Source organism: Candidatus Pseudomonas auctus, assembly GCF_048654275.1.
In the GTDB taxonomy this organism is placed as follows: Bacteria; Pseudomonadota; Gammaproteobacteria; order Pseudomonadales; family Pseudomonadaceae; genus Aquipseudomonas; species Aquipseudomonas pharyngis.
On the sequence record NZ_JBJYZK010000008.1, the window covers coordinates 161,914 to 177,244 of the forward strand.

Consider the following 15,331-nt stretch of genomic DNA (forward strand, 5'->3'; position numbering starts at 1 on the left):
ATTCACAGCAGGGCGTTCAGGTCGGCGTACTTCTCGAGCAACCCACCGTCGGCCCCCTCTCCCTCCGGGAGAGGGCTGGGCGGGCGGCGTTCCGATGAGGGCAGCTCTGATCAGCTACGCAGATGCGTGAGAGGCAATTCGGTGCTATTGAGCACCTGATTCAGCACAAAACTCGAGCGCACGCTGGTCACGCCTTCGATGCGGGTCAGATGCCCCAGCAGCAGCTTCTGATAGTGATCCATGTCCGGCACCACCACTTTCAGCTGATAGTCGGCATCCACCCCGGTCACCAGGCTGCATTCCAGCACTTGCGGCAAAGTGCGGATTGCGGCTTCGAAGTTCTCGAAACGCTCCGGCGTGTGCCGGTCCATGCCGATCAGCACGTAGGCGGTCAGGCTCAGGCCGAGCATCTTGCGATCGAGCAGGGCAACCTGACGGGAGATGTAGCCGTCATCCTCCAGTTGCTTGACCCGGCGCGAGCACGGGGAGGGCGACAGACCGATGCGCTCGGCCAGTTCCTGGTTGGAGATGCGGGCGTCGCGCTGCAATTCCGCCAAAATACTCAGGTCGTAACGGTCGAGTTTGCTCATCAAACGGTCCCTTGTCTTAACTATTGCGGCGGATTATCTATCCAGGGTTAAAAATTGCGCAAGTGATGTTTATTTGAGCAATCTTCGCAATCATCTGTCGCGGCTCCGAGCCTATTCTTATCACCAGAATCACTGCTCGGTAACACAGTCCACTGCGGCCCGCCCAATCCGGCCCGCCGCGGCCGCCACCCCCACCGGGGTTGTGCCGGCCCCCGAGCTGCACACTGTCCAGAAGACGGCGTGAGGTGAGCCGACGTCAAAAGCGTCGAGCCAGGACGAAGTTCTCTAGAAGGGAGGCCGACGGGTCTCCCTTTTTTCTTGCCCGCGATTTGGCCCATCTCGCTCAATAAATAAATGACGTGACTGATAACCTGTAGCAGAACCCGGTGTGTCCATTCCCGGTCTTAGCTACACGCCCTCTTAATTTCAGGCGCTAGTCCGCAGTGAGGAATTTCATGAAGTCGCGCATCTGGCGTCTGGCCAGTGTTGGTTTGCTGTGTGTGAGTGTCGGTGCGCAAGCGCTGGCGGATGAGCCGCAGAATCGCGGCCCCGACGGCGGCGGACGCGGGCCGGAGCATCAGGGTAACAATCAGGGCCATGGCGGCGGCAATCAGCAGCGCGGCCAAGACAATCCGCAGCGGCAGAACAACGACATCATCCGTGGCGACAACAGCCGCCAGTTCGAGCACAACGGCCAGCAGAACCGCGGCCAACCGAACAATGGCCAGTGGCAGAACCAGAACCAGCCACGTCCGGCCTACAACTCCAACCCGGTGCGCCAGCCGCCACCGCCGCCGCAACTGCCGGCCAATGACCTGCCGATCCAGCCGCGCCCCGACACCGTGCGCCAGACCCAGGAACCTCGTCAGGGTTACTACCGCGACGAGCGCCCGCAGAACGGTTATCACCAGAACTGGCAGACCGGCAACCGCCCCAACGACAACCGCTGGCCGGGTCGCCCCGACGGGCATGGCAACGGCTGGGGCCCCGGTCCGCAATACCGGCCGGGTCATGTAATCGATCGTTTCCCGGATCGCGACTACCGTGTGCCGTATCGCGGCCAGGACTATTTCTACTCCGGCGGCTATTGGTATCGCCCGCAAGGCCCGCGCTACATCGTGGTCCAACCGCCGCGCGGAATTCGCATCCAGTACCTGCCGGATTACGCCCGTGAAGTGTGGGTCGGCGGTTCGTTGCTGTTCCTCGCCGCCGGCTCGTACTACGCCTATCAGGAAGCGACGCAGGATTACGTGGTGGTCGAACCGCCGGTGCAGCAACCACCGCAGCCGACCGGCAATGGCTACGACGTGGAGGCCTATCCGGCCAACGGTCAGTCACCTGAGCAGGTTCAGCGCGACGGCTATGAGTGCTATCAGTACGCGGTGCAGCAGAGCGGCTTCAATCCGCGCACCGCGACTTATCAACCGGCGCCCGAAGTGGTGCAGGCCTACCGCCAGGCCCAGGGCAATTGCCTGAGCAGTCGCGGTTATCAGGTCAACTACTGAGCCCGAGCGGCTTTGACCACTTCCTGCGGGTCGGCGTGCACCAGCACTTCGGCCCGTGGGTAGGCTTTGTGAATGGCATCCGCCGCCTGATCGCTGATGCCGTGAGCCACTGACAGCGTCAGTTCCCCCGGCAGTTCCAGGTGCAACTGCACGAACCAGTGATTGCCGGAAATCCGTGTGCGCAAATCATGCGCGCCCAACACGCCCGGTACGCTGCAGGCCAGTTCGAGCATGTGCTGACTGACATCCGTCGGCAGTTCTTCATCCATCAACACCGAAAAACTTTCCCGGGCGATCTGGATTGCGCTCCATAAGATGTAGGCAGCGATCCCCAGACCGAACCACGCATCCAGCTGATCGAAACCCAAACCGGCCAACACCAGCGCAATCAGAATGCTGCCGTTAAGCAACAGGTCCGAACGGTAATGCAGCGAGTCCGCCCGCACGGCGTTGGAGCCGGTCTGCTTGATGACCCGATGCTGCAGCATCAACAGTGCGACAGTCAGCAGCAGGGAAAATACGATCACACCAATGCTCAGCCACGGCGCGCCGAGTGGCTCGGGATGTTTCAGGCGCTCATAAGCCTGAAACGCGATCAGCACCGCACTGCCGCCAATGAACAGCGCCTGCGCCATGCCCGCCAGGGATTCGGCCTTGCCGTGCCCATAACGGTGATCATCATCCGCCGGGCGCAGCGCGTAATGCACCGCCAGCAGATTGAGCAACGAAGTGACACCATCGAGGGCCGAGTCGGTGAGGCCGGCGAGCATGCTCACCGAACCGCTCAGCCACCAGGCGATGGCTTTGGCGATGATCAGCGTACAGGCCACCGCCACCGAGGCGCGGGTCGCCAGCCGCAGCAGGCGGGCGTGTTCGGTGCTTGTGGTCATGGGTGCGTCAATTCCTTATGCGGCAGGTTGCAGGCCGAACATCGCCAGTTGCTGGGTGCTGCCCTTGTGCTGGATCAGGCGCGGGTCGTCCAGCGGCAGATTACGACCCAGCTCCGTTTCGAGAATAGCCTGCAACTTCAGGTTATCGACCTGGCCGTCCGGGCCGATGGCTTGCTTGAGCTTGGCCGGATCGACTTGCGCCGTGTGGCCCGGTTCGAAGTAGATCGCGCCGGTGGCGAAGTCCACGGCAAACGCGATTACGCCAGGAAGGATATAGAACAGCAGGCCCACGGCATCGAGCACGGCAATCGCCGGGTCGATCTTGCCGTCGATCTGGCCGCGCCGGTCGGGATAGAAAATCGAACCGCACGCGGTGATCTGGGTGAGCAGGGTGGCAACCATTACACCGCCGATCAGGCGAAAAGGTAAGCGCATGGGAATCTCCTGAGTCATCTGTTAACGAAGCGTCATCGTGTGAAGTTAAGACCCTGACGAACGCCTGGCAGTTCGCCGTTATACTCGGCCCTCTGTTTTGGAGCCAGCATGAATTCGTTGCCGATCGATGACGTTTTACCCGCCCTGCGTGAAGCCCTCGCGACACGCCACGAAGCCGTGCTCGAAGCACCGCCCGGCGCCGGTAAAACCACCCGCGTGCCCTTGGCCCTGCTCAATGAAGCATGGCTGAACGGGCAGACCATTCTCATGCTTGAGCCGCGTCGGCTGGCCGCCCGCGCAGCCGCAGAACGGTTGGCCAGCGAGCTGGGCGAGAAGGTCGGTGAAACCGTCGGTTATCGCATCCGCCTCGACAGCAAGGTCGGCCCCAACACCCGCATCGAAGTGGTCACCGAAGGCATCCTCACCCGGCGCTTGCAGGACGACCCGGCGCTGGAAGGCGTGGGTCTGCTGATCTTCGACGAATTTCACGAACGCAGCCTCGACGCCGATCTGGCGCTGGCGCTCAGTCTGAACGGTCGCGAGCTGTTTCGAGCTGAACAATCGCTGAAGATTCTGCTGATGTCTGCCACCCTTGAAGGTGAACGTCTGGCCGGGCTGCTCGACGACGCACCGATCCTGCGCAGCGAAGGCCGGATGTTCCCGGTGACGATGCGCTGGGGCCGGCCGTTCCAGCCCGGCGAATACATCGATCAACGCGTCACGCAAACGGTGCTCGAAGCGCTGCATGATGAAACCGGCAGCCTGTTGGTGTTTCTGCCGGGGCAGGCGGAAATCCGCCGGGTTCATCAGCAGTTGGCGGACGCCATCGGTGAGCGCAGCGATGTGTTGCTCTGCCCGTTGCACGGCGAACTCGACCTGAACGCGCAACGTGCCGCCATCGACCCGGCCCCGCCGGGCCAGCGCAAAGTGGTGCTGGCCACCAACATCGCCGAGACCAGCCTGACCATTAACGGTGTGCGCGTGGTGATCGACGCCGGGCTGGCGCGGGTGCCGCGTTTCGATCCGGGCAGCGGCATGACCCGCCTCGACACACAGCGCATCTCCAAAGCCAGCGCCACTCAGCGCGCGGGCCGGGCCGGGCGTCTGGAGCCGGGCGTGTGTTATCGCCTGTGGTCGCAGGATCAGCATGAACAACTGGCGGCTTATGGCAGCGCGGAAATCCTCTCGGCGGATCTTGCGGGCCTCGCCTTGCAACTCGGGCGCTGGGGTGTGGCGCCGAGTGATCTGATCTGGCTGGACGTGCCGCCGGCCGCCGCTTATGCACAGGCTCAAGACCTGTTGCAGCGCCTCGGTGCGCTGGACGGCGAAAGCCTCAACCGCCACGGTCAGGCCATGGCTGAATTGCCGGCACATCCGCGCATCGCCCATTTGCTGTTGCGCGGTCAGGCACTGGGATTGGCAAACATGGCGTGCGACGTCGCTGCGTTACTCGGTGAGCGCGATATTTTGCGCGGCGCCGGGGCCGATCTGCACAGTCGTCTGGTGCTGCTGTCCGGCGAAGAGCGCGCGGCTCGTGGTGCCCAGGGCGGCGTGCAGCGTGCCCGGCAACTGGCGCGGCAATATCGGGGCTACCTGCGCGACAAGGCGAGCGAACCGGTCGCCGACCCGGATCACCCACGCTGGCTCGGCGCCTTGCTGGCGCTGGCCTACCCGGATCGCGTCGCCCAGCAGCGACGGGCCGGTGGTGCCGAATATCGTCTGGCCAACGGTCGCGCGGCGCTGTTCGCCGAAGCCGACAGCCTGATGAAGGAACCGTGGATCGTCATCGCCGACCTCGGCAGCCGCCAAGGCCAGCGTGAAGAGCGGATTTATCTGGCGGCGGATTTTGATCCGGCGCTGTTCGATTCGGTGCTCGCCGAACAGGTGCACAACGTCGATCAACTGGACTGGGACGAACGCGAAGGCGTATTGCGCGCCGAGCGTCAGCGCAAGGTGGGCGAACTGATCCTCAGCCGCGAACCACTGACCGGTCTCGACGAAAACGCCCGCAGTCAGGCGCTGGTCAATCTGGTGCGGCGCAAAGGTCTGGAGCTGCTGCCGTGGACTCCGGAACTGCGCCAGTGGCAGGCGCGAGTCGCGTTGCTGCGTCAGCTCGACTTGGACGCCAAGGGCGACAGCCTATGGCCGGATGTCAGCGACGCCACGCTGCTGACAACCCTCGAAGACTGGTTGATGCCTTATCTGGGCAAAGTCTCGCGCCTCAGCCATTTCGCCAACCTCGACCTGTCGAGCATCGTGCGTAATCTGCTGCCATGGCCACTGCCGCAACAGCTCGACGAACAGGCGCCGCATCACCTGAGCGTGCCGTCGGGCTCGTCGATTCGACTCGACTACAGCGAGCAACCGCCGATTCTCGCCGTGCGCTTGCAGGAGTTGTTCGGCCTCGCCGACACACCGCGCATCGCCGGCGGCCGGCAAGTGGTCAAGCTGCACCTGCTGTCGCCCGCACGGCGCCCGGTGCAGGTGACGCAGGATCTGGCCAACTTCTGGCGCAGCACCTATGCCGAAGTGAAGAAGGATCTTAAGGGGCGCTATCCGAAGCATTACTGGCCGGATGATCCGCTGGTGGCTGAAGCCACCGCCCGGGCCAAACCGCGAGGTACGTAGGGGGCCGTATAATGTGGTCACAGCTTATAACGGAGATGCCCCTGTCCCTCTGGTTTTAAACCAAGAGGGGCAGGGGCAATTTCAAGGATATCCGTCAGCGTTAAGCCACTGGTTCGGGAGCGGCTTTCAGATTCATCTGGGCTTCGAAGATGAGCAGGTCGCTCTCTTCATTGTCCCTCATAAGGCCAATGACCTTTGAGCTGACCTGGATCTCGCCATTGTTATCGAGACGAACGTGGCGGGGATATCGATCAAGCAACAGCTCGGAGAGACCTCGACTGTATCCCTCCCGTATCAGCTTGATCTTCGCGTCGTCGGTAGTGCCATATTTCATCCGCTTATAAAAGCCTGAATCGACAGCCCCAACTCCATTCAGGACCTCAACAAATTTAAAAATCTTATTGTCAAAAAAGTCATCTTCTTCTTTCAGGCGGACGATGGCGAGATTGACTTTTTCGACGTCATCTTTCGTCGAAATTCTAACCCAGTATGGATAGTGGCTGTTTCCAAACTTGGTATCGCCCCAGTTTGCCACGTACACGTAGTCAGTCCCCTTTTTTTCAGGAAGTTCGCGCCAGTATTTAAGGGTGTATCTCAAAATTTGCTTGAGGCTGTATTTCTTCAGCTTCCAATCTAGGAACATTGCGTAAAAATCAATAGTCGCCTTGTTTTGGAGCCGCTTCAGATCGCTATACTTTCTCTTGTCATCAAACTTATCGACGAAGCAATTCTTGATTTCCAGCAACAGACGGTCGGCGCTATCGATTAAACCATTCTCCTCAATCGACATGCTGATGGAGTTATCGATTTCTTCTTCGACTGTGAAAACATCGATTTCGCTAACACTGTTGGCTATTAATAGGCGACCAACCTCAGTCTTAACGTATTTGCACTCCTGTCCAGTGACTACGCCTGGCTGAAGGTTTTCTAGCCTCGCGACGGCGTCTCGATGACGGTCTGCCACCACGCCATCCACGATGGTTGTCGCCTGGAGGAGAACATTGCTCACGCTGTCTTGGTCGAGTTTCGAGACATTCACGGCCTTTTCATAAAAGGTCTGGAGATTAGACTTTTTATTGGTGAATCCATCGATACCTAAGAGATAGATGCTCGACTCAAGCTTTTTGAGTGTGGTGCCCGCTTCGGGTGCGAATACTTCACTGAATCTGTTTACACGGCCAATCAGGTTCTTGAATTGGGATGAGGTCAGATTTCCTCGGCCTTTCGAGTAGTCAAAAATGAAAAGCCGCTCAATGGGAAGGTTTACACCTTCAAGTAGAGTGGAGTTGCACACCAGGTACTTCATGGCTTTGGATTGGTGGAACAAATTCTCAAGATATAGCCTTATGGTGTCGGGGATAGATCCGTGGTGGTACATCACACCCTTGCGTAAACAAGAGATCAGCCGATATCGCTTGTCGAATGCATCCTCAAGCTCATCGCAAGCTGTTTGAACCAATGGACATTCAATATCAGGCAATGTCTCGGCGAGTTCAAGCGCGAACTGCTCAATCCGTTTCTTCGTATTTCCATAAATAATGTTTTTTGCTAGTGACTCGCGTTTGATTAAGTCAAAGCAGTTCTTGTACTTTCTATCTAGGTCCATCCATTGGTTTAGGAAGTGATCATAGAGTTTGAGCTTGCCATCATTTTTCCCAGTTCTGAAATCTCTAACGTAAAAGCGTTCGGATTTTATGTATTCGTCGACCCTAAAGCCTTTAGGAGTCATATCGAGATATCGAACTCGAACATTGAGTTCGTTGCAAAGAAATGGTGTCAGGAATTTGAATGAGGTCTGCCGGTTTCGAGCGCCCAATATACATAGCATTGTAGCCAAAAGTTCATTGCGGCTATCCCCCTGAAGTAGATTGTGAGCTTCGTCGACGAAAACCATGTCGAAGTTCAGGGTGCTGTATTCGTTAAGTAGTCGATTCAGGCGCTCTTGTGTAAGCACAAAAGTCCGATTGTTTCGCTGGGGCGAGTACATCTCAGGGTGCGTTACAACCTTGCCCAACTTTGGAATGTCTGCATAAATTAGTCGCTTCTTCGTCTGGGCCAGCAACGCTTTAGATGGTACTAAGATAAGGATGCGTTTGGATGGATTGTCTTTGACGGACTTGATAATGAGCTCAGACTTCCCGTAAGAGGTCGGAGCAATAACTACCGAGGAGTTTTCATATTCGTCTTGGACGAAGGTTTTCAGCGTGTCTTGTTGCTCTGTGAGCACCATGCCTTGATCGCGGAACGTGTCTACGTAACTGCTCACAATATTTTGGATGAATGACTTGCTCAGCCTTTCATCTTGTTCGAAAGATTTTCCGAGGACAGCAGAGACCGGTAGTAGGCCGCTGTTGATAGATACGTCATACAGTGGCTCGTATCTTCCAGTCAGATTTCCATAAAATAAAGTAATCCTATAACCCAAGCGCTTTATTTCAGGTGCTTTATGATTGAGGAGCAGGACTGCAATCGCAAGCAGCTTAACGGTATCCCCATCGGACATCTCGCTACCACGAAGAAGCTCCATATAGATGTCTTTGAAACGGGTTTTTGCCAATTCCTTGATAGTGAGCTCTTGCATTTAGCATCCTGCCTCTGCCCGGAGAAAATCTTCCAGTTTCTGAAGTGTTCCCTTATGAAGGGATAATACCAAGACAGTTTTAAAGATAGGATTTTCTGTCAGGGTAGTAGTGAATTCCGCAATGCTCGTCTCCATAATTTTATGCGAGACATCGTTAAACAAGGCAGATACTAAGACCACGTTGTTGTCTGATGCTACGGCGGAATTCCCGTAAGCTTTGTCACCCTCCATGCCTAAGATGGCGAGCACAGATTCTTTGTAGCTTTTTTTATCGTTAATGGATTTCTGCGCAGCATTCATGGCGTTCAGCCAATGATTCATTTCTGACTCCGCGAGTCGACCTTTAAGGTCATCACGCGCCTTGGCTAGCATGGACTTGCTGGCTGCACACGAAGTTTTCTTTCCGGCTGCCCCCGACTTCACTTCCGTAATCCAAACCTCGTTGGATGATGGTTGATAAAGAATGAGGTCAAAGCCTTTTCGAATGTGTTTTTCTTCCATATTGAAGAAAGGCGAAACCACATCAAAATCGTCAAGCATCTCGAGGATTACGACATGCGCGAGCAGCTCCCCGAGCATGCCCGTGCGGGTATTCTGATCCTTTGTGGAGTAGCGATCCCAGAATGACTTAAGCGTGGCTGCGTATTTGAATACCACCATGCTCCGGCTGGCTTGGTCTGCGCCATGACATATCCTGGTTAGGTTTGCCCTGAGGGTCTTCTTCAGATCATCGGAGAAGGTCTCAATGCAGCACATTGCGTACTGACCGGTTTGCTTGAAGTTCACGCCATCCATAACACGAATTTCCAAAGGGGCCGCAGCCTCTGAAGTCCTCCCGCTGCTTCCAACGCAGCAGCCTGGGGGGCTGGCAGACACTTTTTGGCGGTGTTTAATTGTTCTCCTCTACTAGGTAGAAGAGCCCGTCCAAGGACTGAAGAAGCCATAAAGGCACTGTGCCATGCTATGAAGTATAGCGAGATGCTTCTGTTGAAAGTAGAGACTAAAGTCTGTGGCGGCTGGGCTACTTTGGAGGGTAGGCGATGCCTGGCGAATAAGCATTCCATTTGTACTATCTCAGGAAGCGCACTGCTGTTCTGACAAGCTTTACGGTTTTGCCGGCTGTGCATGACCGTGAGGGGGAGTGTCAATGGTTAGAGTGAGGTTGGGGAGTAGGGCGTTTTCGAGGTGTCAGTGGTGCTGGATCTGCAAGGCGGTTTTAATCATTCAGTGTCACGATCAGAATTGAGAACCCACGGTTTTCCGGTTGTATGGAGTCAATGTTCAGAGCGCTCATGTAGTGCGAAGCACTATTGGCCGGATGATCCGCTGGTGGCTGAAGCCACTGCTCGGGCAAAACCGCGCGGTACGTGAAAGTCAGCGACTGGCCTTCGCCGTCAGCTGCTCCCGACAATAATCGGCAAACAACTGTGCCGGTTTGGTCAACTGTCCGCGTTTGAGCCACGCGGCCACCAGACCTGACCCGGTGACGTCTTCGACGATGTCGACACACACGACTTTCTTGCCATCGTAGGTGCATTCCGAATGCGGGCGGGTGACCAGGATCGAGAAGCCGAAACCTTGGCCGACCATGCCGCGCACCATTTCGATCGACGGCGAGCTGAACTCGATGCGCGGCGACAGTCCGAGTTCTTCGAACAGGCTGACGAAGTAGGTGCGGCTCGGTTGCACGTCGAGCAGGATCATCGGCTCCAGGCACAGGTCTCGCAGCGAAACCTGCTTGAGCTGGGCGAAGCGGTGATCCGCCGGGAGCAGGGCGTAAGGACGTTGCGCCGGCATCAAGGGTTCGGTTTCGATAGTGGCGTCGAGGTCGTGCTTGTACAGGATTGCCAGATCGAAGGTGCCCGAAGTCAGGCCTTGCACCAGCTCCTGTTGTTCGCCGTCGCGGATGCGAATCTTCACCCCCGGATACAGCGCCGAGAACCCGGCAATCAGTTGCGGCAAGTACAGCGGCGCTACCGTTTCGAAACAGCCGATATCGATCTGCCCGGCCACCACGTCGTTGTCGGCGAGGGCGTTCTGTTCGAATTCCTTGGCCATGCGCAGCAGTTCCTGGGCCTTGCGGAAGAAACGCGCGCCGCTCGGTGTCAGGGACACGCCCTGAGCGTGATGGCGGATCAGCAGTTGCACGCCGAAGCTGTCTTCCAGCCCCTTGATCGCCGTGGAAATCGCCGGTTGCGCGATGTACAGCTTGCGCGACGCTTCGGCGACGCTGCCGCATTCGACGGTGGTGATGAAGTATTTCAACTGACGCAGGTTGTAAGCGGCCACGGTGAACCTCAAAGCGAACGGATTGCACATCCAAGCAATTTGTACGCCGCCGGCCTCCGTTCTGTCGGCGGTTTTTTTGTCCCTGAACAATAGCCCCATACGCGCGCGAAGGGGCCATTGGCTGGTTACCTTTTTTATTGTCTGCGAAGACATTTTTACTGGTTTTAGCCCGCACGGGCCTGAGCGACTATCGACCCCGCACTGTTCGCAAAAGAATAAAAGTCCAAGGAGCAACCACCGTGTTCGAGCTTGCAGACTGGCAGCGCAAGGCCGCTGAATTGAGCTATCCGTATCAGGCCGTGATCGACGGCAAACTGCGTGCGGCGCAGTCGGGGCAGACCTTTGCCGCGATCAACCCGGCCACCGGCCAGCTGCTGGCAAACATCGCCGCTTGCGGTGAAGAGGATGTCGATGCGGCAGTGAAAAATGCGCGGCAGGTGTTCGAGGCCGGCACCTGGGCCGGGCGTTCACCGACCGAGCGCAAGCAAGTGCTACTGCGGCTGGCGGATCTGATTCTGGCCAATCGCGAAGAACTGGCGCTGCTCGATTCGCTGAACATGGGCAAACCGGTGATGGACGCTTGCAACATCGACGTGCCGGGCGCCGCCGGGGTGTTCCGCTGGTACGCCGAAAGTCTCGACAAGCTCTACGATCAGGTCGCGCCAAGCGCATCGAACGTACTGGCGACCATCACCCGCGAAGCGCTGGGCGTGGTCGCCGCCGTGGTGCCTTGGAATTTCCCGTTGGACATGGCCGCGTGGAAACTCGCGCCGGCGCTGGCGGCGGGCAACTCGGTGATTCTCAAACCCGCCGAACAATCGCCGTTTTCCGCGTTGCGTCTGGCCGAGCTGGCGCTGGAAGCCGGGCTGCCGGCCGGTGTGCTGAACGTGCTGCCGGGGCTCGGCGAACAGGCCGGCAAAGCCTTGGGCCTGCACCCGGATGTCGATTGCCTGGTGTTCACCGGCTCGACCCAGGTCGGCAAATATTTCATGCAGTACTCCGCGCAGTCGAACCTCAAGCAGGTGTGGCTGGAGTGCGGCGGCAAGAGCGCCAATCTGGTGTTCGCCGACTGCAAGGATCTGGATCTGGCGGCGCAGAAAGCCGCGTTCGGGATCTTCTTCAATCAGGGCGAAGTCTGCTCGGCCAACTCGCGATTGCTGGTGGAGCGCTCGATTCATGATGAGTTCGTCGAGCGGCTGAAGGCTCAGGCCGAGCGCTGGCAACCGGGCGATCCGCTGGACCCGGCGAGTGCGGCCGGGGCAATCGTCGATACTCGTCAGACCGGAAGCATTCTGCGCTTCATCAACCAGGCCGAACGCGAAGGCGCGACCCGCGTCTGCGGCGGGCGGCAGCTGAGTTTCAACGGTTCGGACAACTTCATTCAGCCGACGATTTTCACCGGCGTGCAGCCGCACATGACCCTGTTTCGTGAAGAAGTGTTCGGCCCGGTGCTGGCGGTGATGCCGTTCGATGACGAGGCCCATGCCGTGCAACTGGCCAACGACAGCGTCTACGGTCTGGCGGCGTCGCTGTGGACCGATGATCTGCACCGCGCGCACCGGGTGGCGCGGCAATTGCGAGCCGGTACGGTGTCGGTCAACAGCGTCGATGCGCTGGACGTGACCGTGCCGTTCGGCGGCGGCAGGCAATCGGGTTTCGGCCGCGATCTGTCGCTGCACTCGTTCGACAAATACACCCAGTTGAAAACCACCTGGTTTCAACTGCGCTCATGACAGCCGCTCACAACAAGAAAGGAGATCCGGCGATGACCACCTCACGTGAAACCCGCGACTACCAGGCCGCCGATGCAGCGCACCACATTCATGCGTTCGTCGACCAGAAGGCCCTCAACGACGAAGGCCCACGGGTGATGGTGCGCGGGGAACGCCTGCACCTGTGGGACAACGACGGTCGGCGCTACCTCGACGGCATGTCCGGGCTGTGGTGCACCAACCTCGGTTACGGGCGCAAGGATCTGAACGCCGCCGCGAGCCGGCAACTGGAGCAGTTGCCGTACTACAACATGTTTTTCCACACCACCCACCCGCAGGTGATCGAGCTCTCCGAGCTGCTGTTCAGCCTGCTGCCGGGGCACTACAGCCACGCGATCTACACCAACTCCGGCTCCGAGGCCAACGAGGTGCTGATCCGCACCGTGCGCCGTTACTGGCAGGTGCTGGGCAAGCCCGAGAAGAAAATCATGATCGGCCGCTGGAACGGCTATCACGGTTCGACCCTGGCGGCGACGGCCCTCGGCGGCATGAAGTTCATGCACGAAATGGGCGGGATGATTCCCGACATCGCACACATCGACGAGCCGTACTTCTTCGCCCACGAAGGCAATCTGACCCCGGCGGAATTCGGCCTGCGAGCGGCGCAGCAACTGGAAGCGAAGATCCTCGAACTGGGCGCGGATAAAGTCGCCGGGTTCATCGCCGAACCGTTCCAGGGTGCGGGCGGGATGATCTTCCCGCCGGAAAGCTACTGGCCGGAAATCCAGCGCATCTGCCGCCAATACGACGTGCTGCTGTGCGCCGATGAAGTGATCGGTGGCTTCGGTCGCACCGGCGAATGGTTCGCTCACGAATACTTCGGTTTCGAGCCGGACACCCTGTCCATCGCCAAGGGTTTGACCTCCGGTTACATCCCGATGGGTGGCTTGATCCTGTCGAAGAAAATGGCCGACGTGCTGGTGGAGCAGGGCGGTGTGTTCGCCCACGGTCTGACCTATTCCGGGCACCCGGTGGCGGCGGCGGTGGCGATTGCCAACCTCAAGGCCCTGCGCGATGAAGGCGTGGTGACGCGGGTCAAGGATGACATCGGCCCGTACCTGCAACAGTGCCTGCGCGAGGTGTTCGGCAATCACCCGTTGGTGGGCGATATCCAGGGCACCGGCATGGTCGCGGCGTTGCAACTGGCCGAAGACAAGGCCACGCGCAAGCGCTTTGCCAATGAGAACGACATCGCCTGGCGCTGCCGCACGATTGGTTTTGAGGAGGGGGTGATCATTCGCTCGACACTGGGGCGGATGATCATGGCGCCGGCGTTGATTGCCAGTCGTGAAGAGATTGACGAACTGGTGGGCAAGACGTTGAAAGCGCTGGATCGTACCGCGCAGGAATACGGTCGGCTCTGATCTGAAACCTGTGTGAAACGCTAACAATCGCAGCCTTCGGCTGCGATTTTTTTGGGCTTTGCACCCACCTCGGGCACCCCCGTCCGACGCGCCCTTTCGCGGTGCGCACTACCCAGTTTTTTCATCGTTCGCGTCTAACTATTTCCTCGTTTTCCTTAGGCCAAGCCTGGGTCAACATCGATTTCGCCAGCCAAGGCATTGCCCGCCAGAGTCCAGCAGAGACCGCAGCGTGCATCCGCGCCGACGAGGCTGGCCGTACTGCCCATGACAACTAAATCAACAGCGTTGGGAGTGCTCCATGAACAAGTCCTTGTTTACCCGTCTTGCAGGTCCTCTGGCGATTTCCGCCCTTTGCGTCACCGCCGCTCAGGCCGGCACCTTGTCGATCGGCCACACCACGTGGGTCGGTTACGGCACCCTGTACCTGGCCCAGGATCTGGGCTACTTCAAGGAGAACGGCCTGACCGTCGAATTGCCGGTGGTCGAAGAGGCGTCGATGTACATGGCCGCCCAGGCGTCCGGGCAATTGTCCGGCTCGGCGTCGACCATCGACGAAGTGCTGAAGTACCGCCCGCAGTTCTGCTTCAAGGCCGTGGCCGCGCTGGATGACAGCCATGGCGGCGATGGTGTGCTGGTCGGTAAAAACGTGAAGAGCCTGCAAGAACTCAAGGGCCAGGCCGTGGCCGTCAACGAAGGGTCGACCTCGCAGTTCTGGCTCTCGTACCTGTTGAAAAAGAACGGCATGAGCATGAGCGACATCACCGTGCAGAACATGACTGCCGATGATGCCGCCACCGCGTTCATCGCCGGTCGCGTGCCGGCCGCCGTGACCTGGGAGCCGCACCTGTCGATGGTGCGCGACAAGCAGCAAGGCAAGGTGCTGATCGACAGCAGCAGTACGCCGGGGGTGATCGTCGATGTGGTGGCGCTCAACTGCACGGTGATCGAGAAGCAGCCGGAAGACGTCAAGGCCCTGGTCGCCGGCCTCTACAAAGCGGTGCAGTTCACCAAGGACCATCCACAGCAAGCCTACGAAATCATGGCCAAGGGCGTCGGTGGTTACCTGTCTGATCCGAAGGAACTGGCCGCCGCTGCGCAAGGCGTGCGCTTCTACGATCAGGCCATGAGCGAAAAACTCCTTGGCTCGCCGGGCAAGCCGGGTGACAGCGCACCGCTGATCAAACTGGCCAACGAAACCGCCAGCGAATTGCAGGGCAAGCCCTACAACGTCAGCAACGATGATCTGGTGGATAACCGTTTCGTCAGCCCGCTCTAGG

General features: G+C 58.7%; 11 protein-coding genes and 1 pseudogene. 6 read left to right on the forward strand and 6 right to left on the reverse strand.

What is annotated here, in order from left to right; translation table 11 throughout:
- Positions 1-110 precede the first annotated feature (110 nt).
- Positions 111-590 carry an Lrp/AsnC family transcriptional regulator gene (locus ACKUG4_RS16900; protein WP_007909658.1) on the reverse strand — a complete coding sequence of 160 codons (480 nt, stop codon included), beginning with the start codon at positions 588-590 and terminating at the stop codon, positions 111-113.
- Positions 591-1,045: 455 nt separating this feature from the next.
- On the opposite strand from ACKUG4_RS16900, the gene ACKUG4_RS16905 reads away from it, so the two are divergent.
- Positions 1,046-2,095, forward strand: coding sequence for a DUF6515 family protein (locus tag ACKUG4_RS16905; protein ID WP_445434448.1), 1,050 nt, complete (start codon positions 1,046-1,048; stop codon positions 2,093-2,095).
- On the opposite strand, the gene ACKUG4_RS16910 is transcribed toward ACKUG4_RS16905, so the two are convergent.
- Entirely contained in the window at positions 2,089-2,985 is an 897-nt protein-coding gene (locus tag ACKUG4_RS16910) for a cation diffusion facilitator family transporter (RefSeq protein WP_064599639.1), read from the reverse strand. The genes ACKUG4_RS16905 and ACKUG4_RS16910 overlap by 7 nt on opposite strands.
- 15 nt (positions 2,986-3,000) lie before the next feature.
- The gene (gene pmcY, locus ACKUG4_RS16915) at positions 3,001-3,420 is read right to left on the reverse strand and encodes a periplasmic Zn2+ metallochaperone PmcY (RefSeq protein WP_445434449.1); all 420 of its coding nucleotides are present in this window, start codon (positions 3,418-3,420) and stop codon (positions 3,001-3,003) included.
- A 108-nt stretch (positions 3,421-3,528) separates the two neighbouring features.
- Between pmcY and hrpB the strand changes: the two genes are divergently transcribed.
- A complete protein-coding gene (gene hrpB / locus ACKUG4_RS16920; RefSeq protein ID WP_445434450.1) occupies positions 3,529-6,048 on the forward strand; it encodes an ATP-dependent helicase HrpB in 2,520 nt (839 codons plus the stop codon).
- Positions 6,049-6,148: 100 nt separating this feature from the next.
- Here the strand turns inward: hrpB and ACKUG4_RS16925 are convergent, their stop codons facing one another.
- Both ACKUG4_RS16925 and ACKUG4_RS16930 read right to left on the reverse strand, forming a co-directional pair.
- Positions 6,149-8,629: a DEAD/DEAH box helicase gene (locus ACKUG4_RS16925; protein WP_445434451.1), complete on the reverse strand. Its 2,481-nt coding sequence runs from the start codon at positions 8,627-8,629 to the stop codon at positions 6,149-6,151.
- On the reverse strand, positions 8,630-9,424 hold the full coding sequence (locus ACKUG4_RS16930; RefSeq protein ID WP_445434452.1) for a Hachiman antiphage defense system protein HamA: 795 nt from the start codon (positions 9,422-9,424) through the stop codon (positions 8,630-8,632).
- A gap of 507 nt (positions 9,425-9,931) precedes the next feature.
- Between ACKUG4_RS16930 and ACKUG4_RS16935 the strand changes: the two are divergent.
- Positions 9,932-10,000: pseudogene (locus ACKUG4_RS16935) on the forward strand (hypothetical protein); the annotation flags it as partial.
- Positions 10,001-10,003: 3 nt separating this feature from the next.
- On the opposite strand, the gene ACKUG4_RS16940 reads toward ACKUG4_RS16935, so the two are convergent.
- Positions 10,004-10,918, reverse strand: coding sequence for a LysR family transcriptional regulator (locus ACKUG4_RS16940; RefSeq protein WP_007958716.1), 915 nt, complete (start codon positions 10,916-10,918; stop codon positions 10,004-10,006).
- A gap of 239 nt (positions 10,919-11,157) precedes the next feature.
- Between ACKUG4_RS16940 and ACKUG4_RS16945 the strand changes: the two genes are divergently transcribed.
- The 3 genes from ACKUG4_RS16945 to ACKUG4_RS16955 all read left to right on the forward strand — a co-directional run bounded on the left by ACKUG4_RS16945 (position 11,158) and on the right by ACKUG4_RS16955 (position 15,330).
- The gene (locus ACKUG4_RS16945; RefSeq protein WP_445434453.1) at positions 11,158-12,651 is read left to right on the forward strand and encodes an aldehyde dehydrogenase; all 1,494 of its coding nucleotides are present in this window, start codon (positions 11,158-11,160) and stop codon (positions 12,649-12,651) included.
- 32 nt (positions 12,652-12,683) lie between these two features.
- Entirely contained in the window at positions 12,684-14,054 is a 1,371-nt protein-coding gene (locus tag ACKUG4_RS16950; protein WP_039771816.1) for an aspartate aminotransferase family protein, read from the forward strand.
- Positions 14,055-14,352: 298 nt separating this feature from the next.
- Positions 14,353-15,330, forward strand: coding sequence for an ABC transporter substrate-binding protein (locus tag ACKUG4_RS16955; protein ID WP_074691547.1), 978 nt, complete (start codon positions 14,353-14,355; stop codon positions 15,328-15,330).
- Position 15,331: the final 1 nt, after the last annotated feature.